The sequence below is a fragment of the Mucilaginibacter oryzae genome, assembly GCF_003148845.1.
Lineage (GTDB): Bacteria > Bacteroidota > Bacteroidia > Sphingobacteriales > Sphingobacteriaceae > Mucilaginibacter > Mucilaginibacter oryzae.
Genome location: NZ_QGHA01000005.1, coordinates 253,378 through 278,216 on the forward strand (window position 1 = coordinate 253,378; position 24,839 = coordinate 278,216).

Genomic DNA, 24,839 nt, shown 5'->3' on the forward strand with positions numbered 1-24,839 from the left:
TTTCTAACAGTCAACATCTTAATTCAATTTATCCAAGCCGGTGCAGGTACCACTGGTCAGGCTTGTCTTCTTTGCAATTGCTCCGGAAGCTACATTGTAGGTATAAATGGAGTTTTCTGATTTTCCGGAAACGACAAATGTGATGCTCTGGTTGTCAAAAGCACGCATGATCGAGGTGCTGGAACCGAAGATGTTCGGCAGACTGCTGCCCAGGTCACCTAATGACTTTTGATTAGCCAGATCGATTTTGTAGTACCTGAAATTGGGCCCGTTGAACTCGTAAGGATCTGTAGGGTCCTGGATCTGAGTGGTAAAAGCCAAACCATTCAGGATGTACAGCCCCGAGCAATCTTTGCCTGTGGCCGCTTTCAGGTTGAGGAAATAAGAAGAATCAAAGTCTGTGCTGCCTTTTTTGATCCGCAGGATACCGCTTGGAGCATTGCCGGAACCCTGCCCTTGAATGTAAAGATCTCCCGCAGCATCGATGGCGAAGCCGCTTACCGATGAACCGGCCAGGAAGATATTGCTGGTGCGGCTATCGTTGATCAGCTTATCTACCTTAGCGGTCGCCAGGTCGATCACGATCACGTGTGCGATGTCATCCAAGGGGTTGAAATTCTTATCAAAGTATTGCACGCCTAAGAATAATTTGCCGTCACGCGCTTTCATCCCCAGGTAATAAGTGGATGCTGCTGCTGATTTCAGCACACTGCTCAGGTTGATCTCCCCGGTTGTTTGCAGTGTGGAAGGATCAAATTTGACAACCCTGGCCAGTCCTCCGCCTACAGAGGCATAAGCTTCGGTACTGCTGACAAATTCTACCGAAGAAAAGGTATTGGCACCCGGTACGATCAGTTTGCCGGCCACCACGGCTTTACCTGTGGCATCGAAAGTGTACTTGGTCAGCGTGGCCGGCGCGCCGAAAGCGCTGAGATATACCGCGCCGCCGTAAGCCCACTGTGATGCAAAACTGCTCAATTCGGTGGCTTTACTGTTATCAAGCGTGGCGACATTGAGATCCGCCAAACCTTGCACATAAGTGGTTTGGCTGGGGTAAGCGCCGCCGACGTTGGATATGGCGTATTGCACCCTTACACTTGTGGTTGGGGACGGGTCATCTTTGTGGGAAGAACAGGCCGTTATAAATAATGCAGAAAAGTACGCAAGTCCGCGCACCGTTTTTTTCAGAGAGAGATAGTTGAATAATTTCATCGTGTTTAAATTTATTTGAGTAAAAAATGGAGCTTTAAATGAAATGATCGTCCGGGTAACTGGACGCTGTAATTATCGTATACCTTACCGTCAGTTAAATTTTTTACCTCCATACTTAAAGCATATCGGTCGCGTGCGAAGGCATAGCTGATACCGGCCGTTGCTGTAAACTGTGTTGGAATAATCGCTTTTGTGGAGGCATCTCCATCATTCGCCCAGTAGAGGTAATACCAATGTACATAACTGCCCTGGAGCCATGCGGAAAAACGGTCGGCGGGCTGAAATGCATGTTCATGGTTCCAAAGCAGCTGTCCGTTGGCAAACAGAAAGGGAATATTAGGTAAGCGCAGTCCATCATGGCGGTTATCGGCATCGCCCGAATTTCCTGCCGGTGATCTGTTGATGATATTCTGGTAGGTAGCGTTAAGATCCAGTCGCCATCCCCGCCACGGCTTCAGCCAGTATTCGGCTTCGGCCCCGGTAAATTGCGCTTTCAGAAGGTTCTGATATAACAAAAAGAAAGTAGAGGGCGGTGCATAGATCAGGTGATCAGCCAGCCGGTAAAATCCGTTTAAGCTGAACCCGGTGAGCGGAAAAGCAGCGGTGATCCCTGTATTGACATTGTGACTGGTCTCCGGTACCAACGAGGGGTTTGGGCGGGTGCGCTGGATGTAGGTGCCGAATAGTTCTGTCTGGTCCGGCAGCCGTGCAGCATACTCATACGAAGCCTTTGCCGACCAAACGGACGTAAATACATAACGCAATGCCTCGTTCCATCCCCATTGCTGTTTAGCCGCGGAGGCCGCGCTGATATCTCCCCCCGAACTGAACTGGTAGCCCCGGCTGCCGAAATCAAAATACTTTACCGAGGTGATCGTACTTAAGCGCTGATCCAGAAAGCTGCGGTTGAATGCGAACCCGAAGATCTTCTGATCGAGGTTCACCGGAAAAGCTGCGGTTGCGGGATTGTTTTCTGTTTGCCGGAAATGGAGCAACTGCCCGGAGAACTCGAAGCCGGTCTGCTGATCTAAAACATAGGTCGCATTTCCGCGCAGCAGGTCGCTGATCTGCCGGTTGTGCAGATCGGTGAGCGGGCCAAAACTTTCCCCTCCGCTGCTGCGCCTTGCTACGACCCTGCCGTACCAGTTATAGGTATTGAGTGAGGTATCCACATAATGACCGTTTACAATAGTGCGCCCACCCGCTAAGTTGACCGACCATTTATCCCGGCGTTTTCGATAATTCAGCAAATAGCTTCGTGCGTTGTTAGAATAGGTTACCTGACCGTACGGCTGGGTCATTACCGGGTTATTCTGCACTTGCTGGGATACACCTGACCAGGAAGTATTTAAACTTAATTCATCGGCCCAGCTTAAATCTTTTATACCCGCTTTGGTTGATGCGAACAGGTTATGAAATCCGTCATGGAACCGATTTACGGTAACGGGTACCGGGTTTCCTGTGCTGTTGATGACATTCACATCCACCGGATAATTGTTGCGCGTTGTATTATAAAATGCAGTAACATCCGTAAAGAAATGCGCGTTGATGTTCCGGTGCAGGCTTAATGTCGCTCGCTGGGTATTAAAAGAACTCAGCGCGTAAGAGGCGTCCAGGTAATTACCGGCGTTGTGCCGGGTAATAACATTAATGGCACCACCCAATGCATCAGCCCCCAGCCGTACAGGCACAACGCCTTTGTATACATCGATGCGGTCAATCACATTAGCAGGCAACAGGTTGATATTCAGGCCCGGCCCCAGAAAATCCAGCGGCAGGTCATCGATAAAAAAGCGCACCTGTTTGCCCGAAAGACCGTTCAGGTAATAATCGGCCTGGCTGCCCAAGCCGCCCTGCTGGCGTACTTTAACGCCTGCCGCCTGGTTGAGGAGCGTCAAAGCGCCCTCCGGCCGGTCGTAATAAGGTTTCAGATCGATCACGGTCAGGTGTTGGGGCTGTTCACGCGCTTCGGACACCGCCGTCTTGCCTTTGACTGTTACTTCTGAAAGGGCGACCTCTTGCGGGATGAGCCGGAGATCCCGGTGATTGTTCTTTTGATGGAGATCAACGAGTAGCACCAACGCATGATAACCGGTCAATGAGGCCTGCAGCGTTGCCTGTCCGTCTTGCAAGCCATTTAGGCGGTAATTACCTGCGCTATCCGCAACAGCACTAACAGCACCAACGCGAATAATGGTACCAGGAAGGCCTTCACCATGCGGTCCGGTGGCACGGCCGTACAGGGAGACCTGGGCGAATAAGAAATTGGTCCAGATCAGGCTTGCCAATAGCAAAGCCAACCTGGTGAAGAAACCAGTCAAAGCAATGAAGTTAAAATGAATAGATATCAGGCAGCAGTGCTGCTTTAATTAGTACAGGATATAGCTGAATCGTTATACGCTGGCGGCCCTTTATTGGGAAGAATAGCCTGAAGGCCTGAAATTAGGGGGGATACCCCGCTGGTCAGTTCAAGCAGACGGACTGGGGTATTGCTGAAACTATAGCAAAAGTACACAGGCTGAGCCGGTGCGTAGTGGTGTGCAAAGTAATGGCAGATGGCACAATCCGGATGTATTTGAAATTGAGTACTTTCCGAAAATCGTTGGTGTCGGGTGTCTGTTCCCGCGTGCGGATGGTGGTGAAATGCTTCGGTAAACTGCACCAGTAAAATCATCATCGCCAATAAGACGGCAATGCCCTTTAAGACGGGATGATTTTTACGCGAGCGCTTCATAAATGCAATAATGTTGCAATATAACTAATTTATCGTTTCGCCGATTATATTTTTAGCCAGTAATTCATGATAGGCATCCGGGTCTGAGGCTAATAATTCCCCGGCGAGGCGCACCCCGTCAGCCGCCAGCCAGATACGTTGCTGCGCAGGTGTCAACTCGTAGGCTAATTCATCCGAACGATGAAATAAATACATTTTGCCAGGCTTATCCAAGCGCAGCCATGCAGCGTTTTTAAACGTCCGGACATGCTTTCCTGGTCGTAACGGCAGCATTTCCCGCTCTTCGTTGTAAGTCATATAGCTGTACGGACTATTAAAATTTAATCGCCGTTTTTCTCCGGCAGCCAATTCAAATGCCTGGATATTATCCGGGCGAAGTCTCGCTCCGGGCACATAGTTAATCACCTTTACAGGCAGCGGTTCCGGCGAAGGGTTATAGGCCATGGGGACACCGTCTTCCTCAAACAGTTCTAATTCTTCCACAAAAAAGTGATCATCGGCAGCCGTTTTTGACAAGCGGACTTGTCCTTCGCTGATCACCTCTGAAAGTAAGGTGTATTTGCCTAAGGGCGCATCCACGGGTACCTGGTAATGCCAGTAGTAATGTCTGCCCGATTGAATATTTTGTAGGATATCGACCAGGCGTTCCTTCGATTGTTTGCCGCTCAGGTAATCCGCCATGACCATTAAAGGCAGGTTTTTATTTAAATGCAGCGGTTGACCGGGTTCCCTGTTATCTTCATCGCAGACTGATGGTAAAGCCAGCACATAATCTTCCATCAATATGGTGCTACGCCCAAGCGGATCAATCACGCCTATACGTACCAGCGGATAAACCGGTTGATCAAAGAGATGAGCGGTATTGAAGGTCCAATGGATCGTAACAGTTTGACCCCGGCGTGTACGTTTAGGAAAAATGCTCATAGGCTATCTGCGGAGTTCGTTTATTTTTGTTTTACTGTAAGTCACCGGGTACTCCCTGAACCATCGGTGCGTTACTTCCGCGCCAAGGTGATCGTAGGCGCAACTCACCACATAACTTAATTTTTTGGAGAACTCCAGCCTCGCTGCTTCGGGATCAGCCTCATTGGCTAAGCGTTGTTTTTCTTTTTCAGCTTTAGATGCCGGTAAATGGTGAAAATAGCGTCCGAAATGCGTCTGGCAATACTGATGATATTCTTTGGTGAACAGAATGAAATTATGCCACATCTCGTCAATGATCAGCAGATGATCGGGAATGAAGATACCCGGTAATTGACAGAGATACATAAAGCGCAGTGTGTCGGCAAAGATGAGTTCCGCACTCGTTTCATCAATATTAAACTGGTCGGTGAACCGGGAGATGATATTCTCATTCCGGTAATCCAGCATATTTTGTAATTGGTTTGGTTCCATAAGTAAAAAGGAAAAAGCGGGAAAAGCCATTAGCAGCTTTCCCGCCGGGATTTTCTTACAGCGAGCTGGTACAGTGGCCGCAGTTGCTGCAATGAGAAGAAGAAACCAGGCTTTCAGCCACGATCTGAACGATCAGCGCGTCTTTCGATACTTGTGTCATTGTTTTAAAATTAAAATGTTTTCGCCTACTCTGGACGAGGTTTTCGGCATACCCTCAACTTTGCAATGTTGTTGCAATTATAGACAAGGTATTTTAAAAAAGCAACATTGTTGCTTTTTTATTTTATTTATTTAGTTTTGTCATTCTAAATGGAAGTCAAGTCATGAATAAATTGCCAGTAACTGTACTCAGCGGCTTTCTGGGAGCCGGGAAAACTACCTTATTGAACCACATTTTGCACAACAAAGCCAATCTCAAGGTTGCGGTTATTGTGAATGATATGAGTGAGGTCAATATCGATGCCCGCTTAGTTTCCGCAGAAAAAACATTGTCGCGCACGGAAGAAAAGCTGGTGGAAATGAGCAATGGCTGCATTTGCTGTACGCTAAGGGAGGACCTGATGATCGAAGTGGAAAAGCTGGCGAAAGAAAATAGGTTTGATTACCTGCTGATTGAAAGCACCGGCATTTCTGAACCCATTCCCGTTGCACAGACATTTACCTATATCGATGACAATGCCGGTATTGATCTTAGCCGGTTTTCCAGGCTGGATACGATGGTAACCGTGGTGGATTGCTTTAACTTTTATAAGGATTTTGGTAGTGCCGAGCGGCTGATCGACCGTGAGCTGGTAGCTGATACCGCCGATCAGCGGACGATTGTAAACCTGCTGACCGAACAGATCGAATTTGCGAATGTCATTATATTAAATAAAACAGACCTGGTAAGCCAGGAAGATCTGGGCTTACTTAAAGCCTTGATCAAACGGTTAAACCCGGAAGCTAAGGTGATTGATTCCTGTTTCGGCAAAGTGGCACCGCAGGAAATACTGGACACGGGATTGTTTGATTTTGATAAAGCGTCGCAGTCAGCCGGCTGGATCAAAGAACTGCAAAATGAGCACACGCCGGAAACGGAAGAATATGGCATAGGTTCCCTGGTATTCAGAAGCAGAAAGCCCTTTCATCCGCTACGTTTCTGGCAATGGTTACATCAGGATTTCCCGGCAAATATCATCCGTTCAAAAGGGATGTTCTGGATAGCGTCACGCCCGGATGATGCTATCAATTTTTCTCAGGCCGGAGGCTCAAGCCGGTTAGAAACGGCCGGTGTTTGGTGGGCAAGCATGAGTTACGCCGAGCGCATCCGCTACAGCGATTACCTGGAATACAAAGATTACATCGAGGGAAAGTGGGTAAAAGATTGGGACGACCGGATGAACGAACTCGTGTTCATCGGCCAGGATCTAGACAAGGGAAAGCTAATGGAAGAGTTATCGGTTTGCCTGATCAACGATATAGAAGTAGCCCAATACCTGGAAGGAGAACAGTTTGAGGATCCGTTCGGTATTTTGCAATAGGGATTAGACACACACAAATGAATAACCGCGACCAGTGGAACAGACCTGATTTAGCTTATCAAACGGATTATTAACGTGTAATTACTTATGCGGGTATATATCAGTTCTCGAGAATCAATGGCTATAAAAGTTTATTCACTTTAAGGTTAATGGCGATTTAATACTGCCTGACGATGTTCCAAACCCCATTCTACCATGGCATCCAATACATGTTTAATGGCCCGGCCTGATGTTGTAAATTCATATTCGATACTCACCGGAATAGAATCATGAACGGTGCGTTTTACGATACCGTTCAGTTCAAGTTCCCTTAATTCTTTGGAGAGCATCCTCGGCGTGATCCTGGGTATCTCACGCTCAATTTCTTTAAAACGCTTTTTCCCGAAGATCAATGTCGCCATGATCGGAAGCTTCCACTTACCGGTAAGCACGTTCATGGTATCATTAACTGCCATAACGAAAGAATGCGGGCATTCTTTGATGTCGTTAAAATCGAGCTGTATTTCCTTCATCATGATTAATGTGCTATACTAAAGTATATCGGTATATAAAGTATAGCAAATGTACTATAGATTTGCTCCATAAAAAAGAAAATGAAAAGGAATAAAATTATTTACTGGATAACGACCGTCTTAGCCATGCTAACAGGCGCTTCAACCGCATTTATGTATTTCACCAGCCCTAAATTTATTGAAGGGTACAAGCATTTGGGTTTTCCCGGCTATTTCCGGATCGAATTGGGGATCGCCAAGATCGTCGGCTTATTTCTCATCCTGATCCCTACTGTTCCGGCCAGGATCAAGGAATGGGCTTACGTGGGTTTCGGCATTACATTTACCAGTGCTATCATCGCGCATGGTATAGTAGACGGACCTGGCCTGGCTGTTATTCCGTTAATACCGCTGGTGCTTTTGATCATATCCTATGTGTATTACCACAAAGTAAAATCTGAATAAAACGGGTCAGGATTGCTCTGGCTCACCATCAGGAAATGCATCTGTCCTATGAACAGGAGAACTTTTATTAAAAATTCAGCCATGATTACCACTGGAATAATCACAAATGATTTAGCCGCAGGAGCGTCAGCAAAAAGCAACGGGCGTTCTGTTTTTAAGATCATAGAACCGTCTAATGCCAGTATGGGCAGGATGGCGTTAAAGAGTGTGCTGCAAGGCAACTACCAAAACTATGTATCGCCCTTTTTTGTCTTCGATGAGTTCGGACCAATGGAGTTGCCCCAAGGCGCACCTTTCCGTGTAGATGCGCATCCGCATGCCGGCATTATCCCTACTACGTATCTATTTAAAGGTAATGCGCACCATCGCGATAGTATGGGAAATGATTTTCAGTATCACGAGGGCGACTTCATCCAGTTTACCTCCGGCAAAGGGGCATTACATATGGAAGAAACCGGCGATGATTTGTTTGAACACGGCGGCACATTTCACGGGATACAAAGCTGGTTGAATATACCATCACATCTGAAAAAAGCAGCGCCCTATGCCGGTAAAATCAACAAGGAGGATATTCCGGTTTATCAGGCCGCAAACCTGATGATCAGGGTTATCTTGGGCGAAGTATTCGGTGTGAGATCGAAGACAGAACTGCTGATGCCGGTGATTTACTGGCATGTTACCGCAGACCAGGGCGCACCTATTGATTTGCCGGTAGATAAAGGTCAAAATGCATTTATCTATATGCTGAAAGGGCAGTTACGTATTAATGAACAAGAAACAGCTCATAACGGACAAGCGGTCCTTTTTGAACGGGACGGCGGGCTGCTCCATTTAAAAGCGGAGGCTGCGGCCGAGTTTCTGGTTTTGGGCGGTGCGGTAAACAATGAACATTATGCGGCAGCTGGTCCGTTCGTCTTAAATAACGAAGAGGAACTTCGCCAGGCTTACCTGGATTTTGAAGCCGGCAAATTTGGCGATCCGGCGAAAACAAACGGCGTAAGAAGATAATCATATTTCCAATAGTTTAAAGCATGAAAGTAGCAGTTATCGGTGCCACAGGATTTGTAGGCAACCACATTACTAACGAGTTAGTGAACAGAAATATCCAGGTATTAGGGATTTCACGTAAAGAAAAAACATCAGCTAAAAGCAATTTAGCCTACGCAGCAGTAGACATTACAGATATTGCAGCGCTGGCCGGTATCCTAAAAGGTTATGATGTGGTGGTGAATGCTTTTAGCGCCGGGTGGACCAACCCCAATATTTATGAAGATTTTATATCGGGTTCCAAAGCCATCCAGGAAGCAGTAAAGCAATCGGGTGTTAAACGATTTATTTCTATCGGGGGTGCCGGGAGCCTGTACCTTCCGGATGGCCAGCAACTGGTAGATACATTCCCGGCAGATAACCCCTTTGTTCCGGGAGCCAAAGCCGCAAGGGATTATTATCACCTCTTAAAAGAAGAAAAGGAACTGGATTGGGTGTTTTTTAGCCCGGCAATGGATATGCATCAGGGTATTACCACGGGTAGAACCGGTCAATACCGTTTAGGAAAAGATGAGCCGGTGATAGATGAGCATGGCAGGAACGTGCTTTCGGGCGAAGATCTGGCGGTAGTTATTGCCGATGAGATCGAAAACCCTAAACATCACCAGGAACGCTTTACCGCGGCGTATTAAGAAACTAAGCATGTCTGATGAGATCGTAACACACCGGGATAAGGAATTTATTTCGGTTGATTATACTGAAAAGGTTTTACGGAACAGGGAATTTTACAAATGCTTCTTTTCGGTATGCGACTTTGGAAAGAGTGACCTTCGAGGAAACAGTTTCGAGGATTGCCGTTTTGAAAATTGCAACTTTTCAATGGCCCTTATTGAAGGTACCGGCTTCAGAAATGCAGTGTTTAAAGGTTGCAAGCTTTTGGGGCTGGATTTTACCAGGTGCAACAGCTTTATGTTTTCGTTTCACTTTGAAGACTGCAGGCTTGATTACAGCACCTTTTATGGCACAAAACTGAGAAATACCCGTTTTATCAAATGCTTTTTGAACGAAGCCGATTTTACGGAAGCCGACCTGAGCAGCGCGGTTTTTGATCACTCCGACTTATCAGGCACCCGGTTTCATCATACCGACCTGCAAAAAGCCGATGTCAGGAAAGCCGATCATTATATGATTGACCCAGATGCCAATAAAATGAAAAAGGCAAAATTTTCAGCGCTTAATCTGGAAGGTTTGCTCTGCAAACACGGACTGGATATCGCTTAACATGAATTAATTTAAATTATATATCAACACCATGATCTTAATAACAGGAGCAACGGGCCACCTTGGCGGGGCCGTTGCTGAACAATTACTAAAACATCTTTCACCCGGCGAGTTTGCGATTTTAGCAAGGGACGCGAAAAAGTCAAAACACTTTGCCGAGCGGGGTATCGAGGTGCGTTTAGGGGATTTTGACGATCAGGCATCCCTTGACCAGGCCTTAAAAGGGATTAGTAAAGTATTACTTATTCCTACCATTGTGCCTCATCGCCTGGAACAAAATAAACGCGTTGTTGATACCGCTGTAAAACAGGGTGTAAAACACGTCGTATATACCGGTATTTCGCATAAAGACATCGAAAATTCGGCTGTAGAGGGGCTGGATGCCCATTTCCAGACTGAAGATTATATCAAACAAAGCGGTTTGGCCTATACATTTCTCCGCAATAGCTTATACATGGATATCTTGCCTTTTTACGGCGGCGAAAAGGTGCTTGATATGGGCTTTTATTTGCCCGCCGGTGACGGTAAAGTGCCTTTTGCGTTGCGACGTGAAATGGGCGAAGCCGCGGCAAATGTGTTCTTACAGCAGGGGCATGAAAACAAGACCTACGAAATTGCCGGAAGCGAACTTTATTCCTATGCAGATGTAGCCGCAACGCTATCCGGGTTAACAGGTAAAAAGGTAGGCTATACCGCAGCTGACCCCGACGATTTCAAAAGGCAATTAAAAGATGCAGGCGTAGATGATTTTATCTCTTTCGTGATCACCGGCTTTAATATTGATGTTAAAAACGGCTTTTTTGAAACTATCACCCACGATCTTGAGCAATTACTGGGCAGAAAACCGGCCAATCTTGAACGAGGAATCGCAGAAGTTTTTGGTTTTAATTGACAGGCAGTATTTTAAATTGATGTTTAATGTAATAGAAATAGAACCCTATTGAATTTCTAAGGGAGCAACTGTCTTTCCAAACCCAGCCTGGTCATTTTGTATATTTGCCTTTTAAAACAAACAAGTCTTGATCCTGACCCGAAAACGCGGGTCAGGGTCTTCATTTTATTACGCGGGAGCAATGATGCAATTAAATTGGGAAAAAACCTTTCATCTTATCTTTAAACCAGGCATAGTTTTTCTTTTTCTTTTCAGCTTAACATCACCGTTAGCCGCACAGGAGACACAAACAGACCGATCGCTTTATTACCAATTTTCATGGGATGGAAAATCATCTGTTTTGGAAGTGAATTTAGATTACTACGGGTTGAAAAACACGCCAACGCATTTCTTTTACGGTATGCCGGAAATGGGAAATCAGGTTAATATTTTCCATTCATTAAAGATCACCGGAAGCACAGAGGATGACCTTATCAGGATAGATACCAATAAACGAGAGATTATCATATCGCATAAAGACTCCGGGAAAAAACATTTGCATTATACAATTGATGGCTCCCTGACTTCACCGGCTAAGCATAATAATGCCAATGAACAGTTCAGACCACAGATTGCGAAGGGATGCTTTTACTCGTTAAGTTTTAATATATTTCTGAAAGCTGATTCCTCTGTTTTTAAAAATATTGTATACCGATGGACCAGGCTGCCTTCGAAAACCCGTTATTTCTCATCTGCCGCACCGGCGAGCGAGCCAGTCAACAACGTTAAATTAAAAATTGCCGACTGGGATAAAGTTTATATAGCCATCGAAAATAAACTTCAAACGACCACTTATCCTATTGGTGAAAAAATATACTATGCCGTAACATCCGGCCGGGATACGACCAATGATATGCAAAAGTGCCTGAAACCGTTTTTTCAGCAGTTTTTGCCGGCAATAGCCGACTTCTGGAACGACAAAGAGCGGGGTTATTACTTTTTAAGTGTGTTGCCATTCCTGAACAGTGGTAAAGACAGCCACACCGGTGTAGGCTTATATAACGGATTTTCTATGAGGTATAATGGAAGGTATGACACAGTAAAGATGGAAACCATAGCTCATGAAATATCACACCGGTGGATAGGTAATAAATTGACAATTCAGGGTACGGGAATGGAATATGCCTGGTTTGAAGAAGGTTTCAATGATTACGTTGACACCTACATTTTGGCAAAGACGGGAATGCTTAGCGCTGAACAATTTGCAGATTATGTTAATAAAACACTTTCGGCCTTCTACCAAAATCCGGTACGAGAGGCAAAAGCCGACTCCATCACCAAATATTTTTGGAAAAATGGCAATTATGAACGTTTGCCTTATCAAAAAGGATTCATCTATGCCTTTTACCTGGATAATCAAATCAGGATAAATTCTGCTGGAAAATATACGCTCAGGGATTTCTTGTTAAGATTGCTCGCTAAACGAAATACGCTTTCAACAGATATAACCATTAACGATTTTACCGAAGCATCATCATCATTCCTGCCGAAATCTAAAGTTGAAGAGGAAGTAAGCCGATATATGCAAAACGGGCAATTGCTTGATTTTCATTCTGCCAGGCTGATTGATGCTTATCAAATCAATTTTAAGGACGGTATACCTTTTATTACTTTAACTCAGCGAATCCCATTAAGTCAGGTACTCTAAGAACTAGTTCTTCGGATCACGATTACGACCAGAGAAAGTTCGAGTTGATCAAGGTGATGCTGATCATCAAGTCTTATCCAAGCCGTTTGAACTGATGCTTTAAAGCTTTCAGATCAATAAATTAATTTCACTTTAGAACAGAATTACTATGTTATTATCAACAATAGGCGGCAAAATACTTAACATCGGGAAAAGAAAGTTATGGTTGACTTTAAGAATGACAGAAAAAACTGTATTCTTTATTATCTTTCAAGTAAAAAGAAGAATTAGCATTTTGCTTTACAGTAGCAGTTTCATGTACAGTTAGTGGCCTTGAAGATTTTGTTAATTGTAAGTAACATCTTATTTATATAAAATTAAGACATCCATGATTCGTTTCGCCTTATCCATTTTTCTGTTCTTTTCGTCCTTGCTAACTTATGCGCAACAAGTGACCGTTTACGGAAAAGTAACGGATGCTGATTCGAAGCGATATCTGGCAGGTGTTACCGTATATTCGGGCAGTAACGGTACAGTCACCGATTCGCTGGGCTGTTTTAGCCTGACGGCACAATCTGATGTTTTAAAACGGTTTGGCGTTACAATGACGCATATCGGGTATCAAAAATTGATGATCCCGTATTCCACCAGCACCAATACTTACCACGCTGAGCTCCAGGCGAAATATACGGAGTTAGCGGAGGTTAAAGTATGGGGCTCCGGACTGAACATTCTGACGCGGGCTATTGACGCAATACCCCAAAATTATCCCGACAAGCCTTCGCAATTGACAGGTTTTATCCGGCTGCAGTATTTGAGAAACGCTTCAGACTATTTTAATAGTGATGCGATCATTCAGCTCTACACACCGTCCGTACATAATAAAAAGTCGTACATGGTTAGGGTCATCCAGAACCGGATTGATACCATTTCCGATAAGTCTCTGGTTTTTATTAAATGGATTGGCGGCTACCTGTCACCTGTTCATGCAAACATCGTTCATAACAATGAACCCTTTATTAATAAAAGAAAGATAAAGGATTATCGATTTCAAATGATGGGTAAGACCATATACCATCACAGGCCTTCCTTTGTAATCAATTTTTCGCGGAATGATTCAACCAGTACACAAAAGGCTACTGGCGGAACACTTTTCATCGATACGGCCACTTATGCAATTGCAGGTGCGGATATCAGTTATTACAATCTTACAAGGTACGGAACGCTGCCCAAGTCAAAGCTTCTGTATCATGTGCGTTACGGGCAAATCAACGGCAAATGGTACCTCCAAGAGTCTTTTATGAAAGGCAATACGATTTATAAGCAGGAAAGTCCGACAACTATAGCAGCTTATTACACAACTAAAGTTGATACTATTGGCATAAGTCCTTTTTTCTATCGTGATATAGTGCAAGAGGAGGATGTGACGCAGTTGATCAGCAAGCCCGGGGATCCTTCGAAACTCCTGGAAATTGATTATGCTTTGCAACAGACCGAACGATATCCTGAACTGGTCAAGATTCCCCAGCTAGAAACCGTTCGCATTAAAAACGTAGTCAATAACAAAAAAGGCAGCAACTGGCTGAACTACTTCACTCAGGATAACTTCAGGTACACCCTTTCCTTTATGAAATTCCCGCTGAAATTAAGTGAATCCATATCAGGAAAATCACAATTTGTAGCCTACGGCTTTCAAATAGGAACCTATTTCAGAGTTTATAAAGGCCTGTTTTTTGATTTCGAAGGCTCCGGAAATACCGGGACAGATCGAACCGTTCTATCGTTGTATGCATTCCATTTATCGTACGATATCGAAGTTATTTCCGAAGGGCATTCACTAACCTTATCACCATTTGCAGGATATGATCTTTTAAGTGTCAATGAAAAAAGACAAAATCTTAAAGACCATGCAAACTATTTTGTCTATGGTCTGAAAGGCGCGTTCGAACTGACACACCATGTTTATCTTTTCGCAGAAGCCGGAAAAAGTAATTTTTCATTAAAGAGTAACAATTACCTCCAGCCAACCAACTTTAAGCCAGCGATAGGCATACTTATTAAACGTTAAACCTAGGTAGGAAAATAGAGAGAATGTCTTCTAAGTATTAAACTTACTGTTTTTGATAGTGGAATTAGCTATGAGTCTTTACAATGAATACTTCATCCAAATTTCTAAAGCAATATTTTATTTAAAAAGCTATTGTCGTCGGACAATTTTTCATTTTTGGAACACCCTGTTGTACACTTATGAGATGACTGATCCTATTGGCTTCATACTTAACCTTCGACATAAATAATTCACTTAAAACAATGCACCCCTCTTTTTGAAAAGTTCGGATTTAAACGGTCATCCCTCGCTTTTTTGCATTGCTTGCCTGATCAGTGCTTGTTCAAGATGATTCTATTATTCTGCTTAAAGAACCGCAATAATTTCCGTTGATCTCCGAATGATTGTAAACCTTCATCACTTGAAAAGTCTTATTAAATATATAGTTGGCTTATCAGTTAAAAAATTATTAGTAAGGATAACCCCGTTTACACTGGCAGCTATCGGCGTAATACCCTCAGAAATGCCCACACTATCAAGTGCACGCGAATTACCTGGAATTTTATCATAATAAATCCTTCGTCAAAGTCGTGAAGCATTTTTTGTAATGGATTATCATCCTAAAAGGCTTCCTTGATCATTCGGATATCCTCTTTAATACGTTGATAATTCATCATCACCTGATTTAGATTAATTACTCTTGCACTGGGTATATCCTGATAGGCCAATTCCTCCTCCCGGATAGCTTCATGATCGTTCTGTATTTGACAATGAAACGTTTTGAGGTCAATCTTATTGGTCGGGTCGTCAGCCACCATACCGACAAATTCGCCTGATGATAACCCGGCAATTTTGGAAGCAGGGACAGCATAATCAAGTTGTGTAGAGCGACTAACAGAAGTATCAGAACTGTTAATCGAAACGCTTTCCTTTTGCTGATTGATCTTGCCGAAACGTTCGGATAATTGCTTTGCGGTATCGCCGGTAACCTGACCGAAGATAATGTTGCCGACAATATTCATAATTACTTCTGCCTGTTCGCGGCCATAATCTTTCTTCAATTGGCTGTAATCCTGCACCGCCAGGGTTACAGCCACTTTATTCGAACGTGCCGTAGCGATCAGGTTATCAATGCCATTAAAGTAAATGGTGGGGAACTCGTCAAATATCAAACTGCATTTATGCTGCTGCTTGCGGTTCACCAATTTATTGACCCGGTTTACATAGAGGGATAGTACCGCCCCGTATACCTGCGACTTTTGCGGATTATTTGCCAGGCAAACCACCTTGGGTTCATTCGGATTGTTGATGTCCAGCGAAAAATCGTTACCGCTTAATACATAATAAAGCTGCGGCGAAGACAAACGGGCCAGGCTGATCTTGGCACTGGCGATCTGACCCTCCAATTGTTCATAGGCCTCATTCTTCCAGGCGGAAATGAACGGGTTGATCAACACCTCAATTTCCGGTTCCGTCGTAAGCACGGCGAACCAATCCTTATAATCTACTAATGACAGTTCGATCACATGCGGCAGGGTGCAATATTTGCCGCCCTTGTATTTCTTCAGGAACCAGATCAATGCTGTAACAAAATTTATAGGCGACTCCACGAAGAAATCTCCCTGTTTTTTTATCCATTCCCGGTTTAACCCCAGCATGATCGTGCGGGCTGATTCCATCGCATCGGTGATATCCAGCATGGTTTCCGGCTCCAGCGGATTACTGCGGTGCATGATATTTTCAAAATTGATCACATAAAATGACCGTCCGCCGTGTTTCTGCAACGTATTATAGGCTATCCTGGAAAGATCGTAGTATTTAAAGTCATAGATGAGCATGCTGAAGCCCTTAGCAATATGCTGTGTAATGATGTGACGAATCACAAAATAGGATTTGCCGGCACCTGGACTGCCGCCAACCAACATACCGCGAAAAGGGTTGATGATATTGATCCAGCTATTCCGCTCTTTGCCTTTCAATTGGTATTTGGCGGGCAGGTTGATCGAGTATTCATTTTCAAGCAGCCGTTCTTCCTGAGGAAAGGTTTCATTTTCTTTATTGAAAATATCGCTGCCCAGTTTAAGCTTCAGCATTCGGAACAGCAGGCTGCCACCTGTCATAAATAAAAGGTAACCAAAGGCCGTTATCACAATATAAAGTGCAGCTACCATTTTAACGGTCAACGGCAGTGCTAAAAACAAACTGCTGATGAAATACAGCAATAAGCCTGTAAAGCAATAGGTGATAATGGTTTTCGGCCTGATCTTTTCATCCCGTTTACCTTTGCTGCCGATCAGCGAAACCACCAGTAAAAGCAAGACACTCAACTTGGCGACCAGTACGGTTTTGAAGATCGCCATTTTAGCAAGTGGTAACACCATATGATCAACGACCTTATGCGTCAAATTCATTTCCCGGAATGCCGGGTAAAAGCATAAATAGTAATGAATGATCAGTATAGCCACACTAAGCAGCCGCGTAAAATCAATGATCTTACGCAAAGCCTGTTCGTTTTCTCCCGTTTGCATCCTGTTAGAGTTTAAAGCCTTTACGTTTCTTGCGTTTGAATTTATTTAGGGCGGCCAAATCTTCGCGCTCTGCCGCAAATAAGACATCCATCAATTCATTGCCGCCGGCGGCTGTTTGGCGCAGTATGGTGCCTGCAGTTTCATCATCGCTTTGCTGCTGCCTGCTGACTTTGCCGCGCAAATCGGGCAACAAACTGGCGCTAAGCTGGTTAGCGCTATAGGCTTTGCCCAGATCACTGCCGTTAAATACTATCTTGTTTTTCTGATCGATGAAAGTCACGCCGTAAACGCGCCCAAAATCATTCTGGCGAAGGATTACCTGTATGTCATTCTTTAATAGTTCTCTCTGAAAGCTGGTTTTGGTTTGCGGCTTTGTCAATACCTGGTCCAATATTTTTATAAGTCCGTCTTTAAAGGGCTTCCGTAATTGTGTGTTGAGCCTGAACTTTTCTTCCAGGCTTTTCAATGTCGGTTTGCCATAGATGGTGCAGGCCTTGATCGGTACCCCAACTTTGTTGCCCTGCTGATCCAGTACCCAGTAAATCAATCCTTCACGGTTATACATGCGGGAATCTTTAGCACCCCGGTCAGCCTGGATATGATATTGTTGTAAAACGGCGTTGAGTTCCGGAACACTGGTGAATTTGTAAGCCCTCAATGCAAAACTCAGGATATTGGAGATGGCGCGCTTGGTTTCAGCCTTGCCATATGCTGCTACGGTCATATCTGCTTTCAGATCTGGTTTTTGTGGCGATTGTTCTTCAGCTTTGATCAGGCCATATTTAATTTCGATCACCTTACGTGTTTTTTCCGATTCGTTCTGGCCGAGGTAATGCAGATTGATGCGCTCACCGTCACGTTTGATATTGGTGGTCACGATATGGCAATGCGGATGTCCGGCATCCTCGTGACGATAGACCAGATAAGGCTGTGTCGCAAAACCGATGCCGGTCAGATAATCTTTTACGATCTCGTTTAACTTTTCGTCGGCTAATTTTTCACCATTTGGAAAATTCAGGGAAATATGAACCGTATTCGTTTTAGCCCGCTGGTTCATGGCCGCCAGATCGGTCAGCCTGAAAAGCTTATCATTAAAAGATAACAACTCTTTGTCTTTGGGATATTTCACTGCGGCTATCAGCATGGCCTTACCTTGCTTTACTTTGTTTTCATTGTAGTTGAGCGCGCCGATCAGGCTCTTGCCGCTCTTAATTTTTGCGACCATACATCTGCGTATTGATTCATCCGTTCTTTGATCTGGGCAATGGACGGTTCGAGTTTACTATTGATCACGCTCATCAGATTCATCCATAAGCGGGTGTCTGCATTACCGTGAGCGCTGTTGATACAGCGCATAGCCTGGTTTAAATTGTTGCCGATCGCATTCAGTTCCTGCCTGAGCAGAACCATTTCTTCCAGCACATCATCCATCGCTTGGTCACGGTAATTGACCGTCACCGGCTTTTCCAAAAGCACGCTGCGCATGTATTCGCTCAACTTGCGGAAGTTGGTCTTACTGAAGCGTTTTTCCAGCAGTTGATATTCCTCCGGTGTAAACCGGAGATTCTTCCACCGTATCCGTTTATCTTCCTGTTTAGCCATTGTTATCTGCTTTAAAAATCCGATTTCGGAGGATTTTTGCCTGGACCGCGACCGACTTTGGAGGGCGGGGCAAGATTCAATTGTGACACAATTGTACATCTTGCTGACTGCTGCGAAGCGGGCGGTCTGATCCTGCTATCCATGTTTTAATCGGCATTTTTTGTTGTTTCAGTCAGCTTTGCCTTATGGTTGAGATAAAGCTCAAGCGCCTGGATATTGATATCTTTAAGGGATTCATCACACTCCAGTCCAAACGTTTTAAGCCGCTTTAAAAGGCTTTTAGGTATCCGGTTGTTGAACTGAACTTCGGGCTCTCGGGGAACCGTTTCCGTTTTTACCGGCAGCACTTCCTGGATGGGTGTCTTTGGCTGTTCTTTTTTTAATCTGTCGGCGAGGTTGCCGAGTTTGTTTTTATAATTTTCCATTTTACTATCAAATTAACAGGACCTGCTATCACGCTACTTTTGCTATCAGGCTGTGCTATTTTGCTATCATGCTACAATGCTATCGGGTAGTTGCTATGATGTTATTTTGCTACGTAGCTATCATGGTATAATGCGATGATGCTAGTTTACTACTGAAATAAAAAGCTATCATGCTATTCAGCGCTGATGCGTTCGACGACCTCTTCCGTTAATGCCATGATCTCTTCTTTTGCCCGGCTGTCGCTACTATTAAGAATGCCTGCGGTCATCGACGAGCGCGCAATGCTTACCCGGTCATGCACCCTGGTATTCAGCAACGGCATGCCCATGCTTTGCAGCAATTCAGCGACTTCTCGGGTAATGCCGGATCGCGGTTTGACCATATTAAATACAATACCCGCTTTCACATGTGGCGATAGCTTCTGAGCCTCCCTGATCAATGCCAGGGTTGAGCGAATGGCCATCACATCGAAAAAGCCGGCTTTGGTCGGAACCAGGATAAAATCTGAATAGCGGAACAATTCCGGTAAACGGTTGGAAAGATAAGGCGGCGTATCTACGATGATCAGGTCATAAGACAGCTTTTGGATATCTTCAAGTTTGTCCGCCCCGATGATTACCATATCCGGAAAATCTTCACGGATGTGATAAAGGCTGCCCTGGAGGTCAGTATCGACAAGGGCTACCGATAACTGGTCCCGGAAGCATAATGCCAGGTTGATCGCTAAGGTACTTTTGCCTACGCCACCTTTCTGTGGGCAATGGTGATGATCTTTGCCATGATTTTTACACTTTTATGGTTGACAAGGATGATAGCAGCGCATTTTCCCGCTGCCGTTTTCTGAGTTTCTGTTCCTGCTTATAATTGAAGATCCATTCCCCGGCTAACAGTTTCCAGTTACGGTAGGGCGTGCCTTTGGAACTACTCCAGTTGGCTTTTTCGTAGAAACTGTAAAATACGCTCGCTTGCGCGGCAAGCCCTTTTTGGTCAAAATAGATTTCTACTAATATCTTTTGAGGCGGCATCTCCGTACCGAATCCTTTTTGCGAAATCTGTTCGGGTTTCCGGCGCTCCGCAGGCGCCCGCCTGGCTTTGCGTTTGGGTGTTGGGAAGAACATAAGAATAAAATATTGGCCGGACGCGAGTCGGAAGGCCCGGCCGGTTAAACATCAGGCGCTTTTGTTGGCGGACATCATGGAAGTGATGTCGTCGTAATCGTAGTAGATAGCACCTCCGATCTTGGTGAAAGGTAGAACCCCGCTATCTCTTAGTGATTGCAAAAAGCCGTGAGATATGCCCAGCAGCTTTTTAACTTCAGCGGACTTGAGCCATTTTTTTCCGGGAAATCCGCTGGCGCATTCTTTAACGATATGTTTAACTTCCTGAAGTATGTCGTTTTTGAAATTCTCCAGGTCACCCAGGGTTAATAGCTGGTTCCGCGTCGGAACCATCCCCATTCTTGATCTCTGTTCAATTGCTTTGTCCATAACTTTGAATTTTAAGGACTTCAAAATTCGAAAGCAGAAAAATTAGAAAATGACAACTTTGGAAAGGGTGGTGTTATCTTTTGATCAAAAAGAACTGTAATGTATTTTATCGGATCGAAAAATAATAAGGGGTCACAATTTGCGACCCCTTATTATTAAAATTCGAAACTGATCTCAAATTTCAGGCCCAGGCCTTTCTCTATGATCACCTGAAGCGTGCCGATAGAAACATTACGACTATAATTTTCGGCTTTGGCTACTCGGGCTGGTGAGATCCCGCATTTATCAGCTAATTGCTGTCGGGTCATATTTTGCGCTGAACGCGCCTCCCGAATTTGCGCACCGATCTGATCGGACATTTGTTGTTCTTTCATAATAATTGTTCGATCATTCGCTTCTCAAACTCCTGACCGGGTTAGCGATCGCTGCTTTGATGGATTGAAAACTGATAGTGACGAAGGCAATGCCGATCACCAGCAAGCTGCCGGAAAGAAATAACCACCAGCTAAGCGCTATCCGGTAAGGGTAATGCTGCAGCCACCGGTTGGTAGCGATCCACGCAAAGGGAACTGATACGGCCAGTGAAATAAAGATCAGCTTTAAGAAACCCGCCGATAGCATGGTTACGATCCGGCTGACCGAGGCGCCGAGCACCTTACGCACGCCAATCTCTTTGACGCGTTTTTCAACGGCCAGAACCGATAAGCCGAACAAGCCGATACAGGAGATAAAAATGGTCAGTACGGCGCTGAACAGGATGATTTGTTTCCACCGGGCTTCGGTCGCATAACTTTGTTCGTTCTCTTCCTGTTTAAAAGCGTAAATGAACGGGCTCAGGGGGAACAGGCGCTTAAATGTTTGGGCGATGCCTTGCAGGCTTGCCGTTTCGGTTCCGGGCCTGATCTTAATGTACAGCAGGCCATAGCGGGTTGCCATATCCATCGTAAAAAGCTGGGGGCTTACCTTTTCGGTTACCGGCCGGTAATGGTAATTTTTTACTACACCCGCAACCATGTAGGTTTTTCCGTCAAACGTTTTGATCTGCTCGCCGATGGGCTGCTTCCAGCGGGCTTCCTGTACGAACGCTTCATTCACCAACGCCGACCGTGCCGCATCCCCGGAATAAGCCACAGAAAAATCCCGGCCTGCTGTCACCGGTATGTGTAATAGTGTCAGATAGGAAGCATCAATGTTCTCTACGGATATGTTTATCTGCTGGTCGCCATTTACTTCTACGGTGTTGTTATTCTCGCCGCCGTTCTTTGCCGCGACACCGGTGACCGTTGGAATTTTCAAGAGTTCCTCTTTAAACAAAGCAGCTTCACTACGGCTCAACGGATATTTATTTACGGTAATCAGGTTCGTATCATCATAGCCCAGGTTTTGCGTAGTGAGGTAGCTGAACTGTAAATAAATGGTCATAGCGCCAATAATTAAAAAAGACGCCAGCGCGAACTGGAACACCACTAATATTTTCTGCAAATAATTTTTACCGGCCAGGTTAAAACGGCTGTATAGGGCCTCTGCCGGGTGATAGCCGGACAACACCATAGAAGGGTAAAACCCGGCCAGTAAACCCGTGATCAGAAAAAGCATGATATAAGCTATGATCAGTCTGAATTTAAGCAGGTAGGCTAATGAAAGCGCCTTATTGGCCAACTGGTTAAATACCGGCAATACCGCCACCACGATAGCCAACGCCAGTGCAAAAGCCATCAGGCAAAGGATCAGCGACTCACTTAAGAACTGGATACGCAATTGTGTGCTGGTGCCGCCAATGACCTTGCGTATCCCGATCTCTTTAGCCCGTTTGACGGAGCGTGCCACCGTCAGGTTGACGAAATTGATGCAGGCGATCAGCAATACGAAAATGGCGATGGCCGAGAGGATATAAGAAAATTCAGGATTGCTTTTGTCGCTCAGTATCTCATTCTCATCCGGCACCAATCTGCCTAAATGGATAGCAGTAAGCGGTTCCAGAAGATAAGAAATGCCGATATTTTTTACGCCATATTTGCTTTTGATCTCGCTGATTGCTTTACCGGCGTCGGATTCAAATACCCGGTTCATCTTTTTTTGAACGGCTTTGATGTCTGCACCAGGCGAAAGCACCACGAAGGTGCTGAGAAAAGAATTGAACCAGTTGCCATTATTACCTTCATTAGTGGCCGAAACACGGAGTGGCAGCAAGACACGGAATTTGATAGAAGAGTTTTGCGGACAGTTCCGCGCGACCGCAGTGACCACATAGGGCTTAAAACTGCTGTCCTGCCTGATGGAAATAGTTTTTCCCACTGCATTCAGACTCCCAAAATACTTCTTTGCCGTTTCTTCGCTGAGCACTACCGAATTGGGTTCCGTTAAAGCGGTTCGGGCATTGCCGCTGACGAACGGGAAATTAAAAACCGAAAAGAAATTCGTATCGGCCAGGCATACCGCCTCGGACCGGATGTCGGCCCCTTTCCTAAGATCTGCCTGCGCCGGTTGAAAGCGCACAAAGTTTTGTATTTCCGGAATGTTGGCGGCAAAGCGCGGCCCGGGGAAATAGCCCGTATAGCTGCCGTTGGAAACACTACCATCGCCTTTTGTGGTCTGCTTGTCGACGCGGAAGATAAGGCTGACGTTTGCATGAAAACGGTCATAGCTCACTTCATCCTGCACATACAGCAGGATCAGCATGGCACAGGCCAGCCCAAAACTTAAACCTGCGATATTGATGAACGAGTAGACCTTGTTCTGCAGCAGGTATCTGAACGCGGTTTTAAAATAATTTCTGAACATGTAATTGCGATTTATTTGTTCCTTGGCCCACTTTAACGGGCTTTCTGAAAACAATATTACCGGCTGTATTCGTGGTTGGGTTGCCAACTTATCAATTGGCAGTTCTTTTCTCAGGCTATTTTTGTATTCCAAAGGGGTTTTGCCGGTCAGCTCCTTGAAAGCACGGTGGAAAGTTCTTTCAGAGTTGAAGCCTGACGCATAAGCGATTCCCAATAACGTAAGCCGGTCATTGGCAGGATCGCGCATTTTACGGACAACGTCCCGTACCCGGAATTCGTTAATAAAATCGCTGAAATTCTTTTCAAGTCCCAGGTTGATGGTCTTGGACAGATCATGAGGATGTATCCCTAATTTAACAGCAAGTGATGTTAATGTCAGTTCAGAATCGTCGAAAAGCCGGTTCGCTGCCACCACCTCTCTTAAGCGCCGGCCTTTTTCCCTGGCATCAGACTTGTCTAACATGGGTACTGACAATGGAATAACAACATCCGGTTGCAGTAGCACTTGCACAACCATTCCCATCAGTACAAAAACAATGGCAAAAGCGTAAATGTCGTTAAACAGCCAGAACACGCAGACAAAGCCGAGCAATGCCAAGCCTTTTCTCACCCCTCTGAAGGCAAAGCGCTGCCGGTCCATCAGCACAGGCTGTAGCTGACCGTAGTAAGCCTGTATCAGCTGATAGGACAAGTATAAATAAAACATCACCGACCCCGGGATCAACCATACCGGCGTCCAGTTAGCCGCAGGTAAAAGCCCAAAATGCAGCACATCCTTCCAGCGAAAACGCCTGTCCGGGGTGAGGCGTTGTCTTACATAGAAATATAATAAGGGTCCCAGGGCCGGAGAGAAAAACGAAACCAGCCCACCTGTTTTCAATACAGCTACGGTCAAAGCGAGACTTAAAAATATATTTGCTATATGGCCTTTCTTTTTTGTGAACCCTAAAAGCAGGGACAACGTCAACCCGGAAAACAAAGTTGCCAGTGAAACCAAGTCAAAGAATGCTATATTCAAAAGATGGTTATCCACATGCATTAACATTTCAATTGCTGTTTCAAGATATTAAGAACTGAGTTCAGTTTTTCGCAAATGGCCTTTCCGCAAGAATTGTCGGCGGAAATATACTTTTTGCAAAGCAGGAATAAGAAACAGTTCAAACAGTATAATTCAGCATCATGAACTCAGATGTTTTAGTAAAAGACGCAGGATTGTCTTAAATGTGACAAGCCCGTATGGGCTACCTTCCCATTTTATTTTTTAGACTGGCCAATGCTTGGTGAACCGCCAAAATCTTAGATACTGTCATTTATCAGCTAATTGCT

Annotated in this window: 22 protein-coding genes; 8 read left to right on the forward strand and 14 right to left on the reverse strand. The window is 45.0% G+C overall.

Annotation, left to right across the window (positions count from 1 at the left end; translation table 11 throughout):
* Positions 1-18: 18 nt before the first annotated feature.
* The 4 genes from LX99_RS15145 to LX99_RS15160 form a co-directional block, all read right to left on the reverse strand.
* Complete coding sequence (locus LX99_RS15145; RefSeq protein ID WP_146203140.1) at positions 19-1,176, reverse strand: hypothetical protein; 1,158 nt, start codon at positions 1,174-1,176, stop codon at positions 19-21.
* A 47-nt stretch (positions 1,177-1,223) separates the two neighbouring features.
* Positions 1,224-3,533, reverse strand: coding sequence for a TonB-dependent receptor (locus LX99_RS15150; RefSeq protein WP_109608645.1), 2,310 nt, complete (start codon positions 3,531-3,533; stop codon positions 1,224-1,226).
* Positions 3,534-3,970: 437 nt separating this feature from the next.
* Positions 3,971-4,870 (reverse strand): hypothetical protein, encoded by a 900-nt coding sequence (locus LX99_RS15155; protein ID WP_109608646.1) that lies wholly within the window; start codon positions 4,868-4,870, stop codon positions 3,971-3,973.
* A 3-nt stretch (positions 4,871-4,873) separates the two neighbouring features.
* On the reverse strand, positions 4,874-5,341 hold the full coding sequence (locus tag LX99_RS15160; protein ID WP_109608647.1) for a glycine-rich domain-containing protein: 468 nt from the start codon (positions 5,339-5,341) through the stop codon (positions 4,874-4,876).
* 323 nt (positions 5,342-5,664) lie between these two features.
* On the opposite strand from LX99_RS15160, the gene LX99_RS15165 reads away from it, so the two are divergent.
* Positions 5,665-6,861: a GTP-binding protein gene (locus LX99_RS15165; RefSeq protein ID WP_109608648.1), complete on the forward strand. Its 1,197-nt coding sequence runs from the start codon at positions 5,665-5,667 to the stop codon at positions 6,859-6,861.
* A gap of 146 nt (positions 6,862-7,007) precedes the next feature.
* Here the strand turns inward: LX99_RS15165 and LX99_RS15170 are convergent, their stop codons facing one another.
* Positions 7,008-7,376 (reverse strand): winged helix-turn-helix transcriptional regulator, encoded by a 369-nt coding sequence (locus LX99_RS15170; protein WP_245927932.1) that lies wholly within the window; start codon positions 7,374-7,376, stop codon positions 7,008-7,010.
* Between the two features lie 78 nt (positions 7,377-7,454).
* Between LX99_RS15170 and LX99_RS15175 the strand changes: the two genes are divergently transcribed.
* From LX99_RS15175 to LX99_RS15205, 7 genes are all read left to right on the forward strand, one after another.
* Positions 7,455-7,817, forward strand: coding sequence for a DoxX family protein (locus LX99_RS15175; protein ID WP_109608649.1), 363 nt, complete (start codon positions 7,455-7,457; stop codon positions 7,815-7,817).
* A gap of 81 nt (positions 7,818-7,898) precedes the next feature.
* Complete coding sequence (locus LX99_RS15180) at positions 7,899-8,825, forward strand: pirin family protein (protein ID WP_170122716.1); 927 nt, start codon at positions 7,899-7,901, stop codon at positions 8,823-8,825.
* A gap of 23 nt (positions 8,826-8,848) precedes the next feature.
* A complete protein-coding gene (locus tag LX99_RS15185; RefSeq protein ID WP_109608651.1) occupies positions 8,849-9,496 on the forward strand; it encodes an NAD(P)-dependent oxidoreductase in 648 nt (215 codons plus the stop codon).
* Between the two features lie 10 nt (positions 9,497-9,506).
* A complete protein-coding gene (locus LX99_RS15190; RefSeq protein ID WP_109608652.1) occupies positions 9,507-10,085 on the forward strand; it encodes a pentapeptide repeat-containing protein in 579 nt (192 codons plus the stop codon).
* Positions 10,086-10,116: 31 nt separating this feature from the next.
* Positions 10,117-10,977 carry an SDR family oxidoreductase gene (locus tag LX99_RS15195; protein WP_109608653.1) on the forward strand — a complete coding sequence of 287 codons (861 nt, stop codon included), beginning with the start codon at positions 10,117-10,119 and terminating at the stop codon, positions 10,975-10,977.
* A gap of 181 nt (positions 10,978-11,158) precedes the next feature.
* Complete coding sequence (locus LX99_RS15200; protein ID WP_109608654.1) at positions 11,159-12,664, forward strand: M1 family aminopeptidase; 1,506 nt, start codon at positions 11,159-11,161, stop codon at positions 12,662-12,664.
* 367 nt (positions 12,665-13,031) lie between these two features.
* Positions 13,032-14,711: a carboxypeptidase-like regulatory domain-containing protein gene (locus LX99_RS15205; RefSeq protein ID WP_109608655.1), complete on the forward strand. Its 1,680-nt coding sequence runs from the start codon at positions 13,032-13,034 to the stop codon at positions 14,709-14,711.
* A gap of 599 nt (positions 14,712-15,310) precedes the next feature.
* Here the strand turns inward: LX99_RS15205 and mobC are convergent.
* The 9 genes from mobC to LX99_RS15250 form a co-directional block, all read right to left on the reverse strand.
* Positions 15,311-17,218, reverse strand: a complete 1,908-nt coding sequence (gene mobC / locus LX99_RS15210; RefSeq protein ID WP_109608656.1) for a conjugal transfer protein MobC — start codon at positions 17,216-17,218, stop codon at positions 15,311-15,313.
* 4 nt (positions 17,219-17,222) lie between these two features.
* On the reverse strand, positions 17,223-18,443 hold the full coding sequence (locus LX99_RS15215; protein WP_109608657.1) for a relaxase/mobilization nuclease domain-containing protein: 1,221 nt from the start codon (positions 18,441-18,443) through the stop codon (positions 17,223-17,225).
* Positions 18,410-18,820 (reverse strand): plasmid mobilization protein, encoded by a 411-nt coding sequence (locus tag LX99_RS15220; protein WP_109608658.1) that lies wholly within the window; start codon positions 18,818-18,820, stop codon positions 18,410-18,412. Before LX99_RS15220 ends, LX99_RS15215 begins: the two co-directional genes overlap by 34 nt.
* A gap of 146 nt (positions 18,821-18,966) precedes the next feature.
* Entirely contained in the window at positions 18,967-19,245 is a 279-nt protein-coding gene (locus LX99_RS15225; RefSeq protein ID WP_109608659.1) for a hypothetical protein, read from the reverse strand.
* A 173-nt stretch (positions 19,246-19,418) separates the two neighbouring features.
* Positions 19,419-19,967: an AAA family ATPase gene (locus tag LX99_RS15230; RefSeq protein ID WP_109608660.1), complete on the reverse strand. Its 549-nt coding sequence runs from the start codon at positions 19,965-19,967 to the stop codon at positions 19,419-19,421.
* Positions 19,968-20,031: 64 nt separating this feature from the next.
* Positions 20,032-20,364, reverse strand: coding sequence for a hypothetical protein (locus tag LX99_RS15235; RefSeq protein WP_109608661.1), 333 nt, complete (start codon positions 20,362-20,364; stop codon positions 20,032-20,034).
* Between the two features lie 51 nt (positions 20,365-20,415).
* The gene (locus tag LX99_RS15240; protein ID WP_245927933.1) at positions 20,416-20,733 is read right to left on the reverse strand and encodes a helix-turn-helix domain-containing protein; all 318 of its coding nucleotides are present in this window, start codon (positions 20,731-20,733) and stop codon (positions 20,416-20,418) included.
* 155 nt (positions 20,734-20,888) lie between these two features.
* Positions 20,889-21,107 (reverse strand): helix-turn-helix domain-containing protein, encoded by a 219-nt coding sequence (locus LX99_RS15245; protein WP_109608662.1) that lies wholly within the window; start codon positions 21,105-21,107, stop codon positions 20,889-20,891.
* 13 nt (positions 21,108-21,120) lie between these two features.
* A complete protein-coding gene (locus LX99_RS15250; RefSeq protein ID WP_170122717.1) occupies positions 21,121-24,408 on the reverse strand; it encodes an ABC transporter permease in 3,288 nt (1,095 codons plus the stop codon).
* Positions 24,409-24,839: the final 431 nt, after the last annotated feature.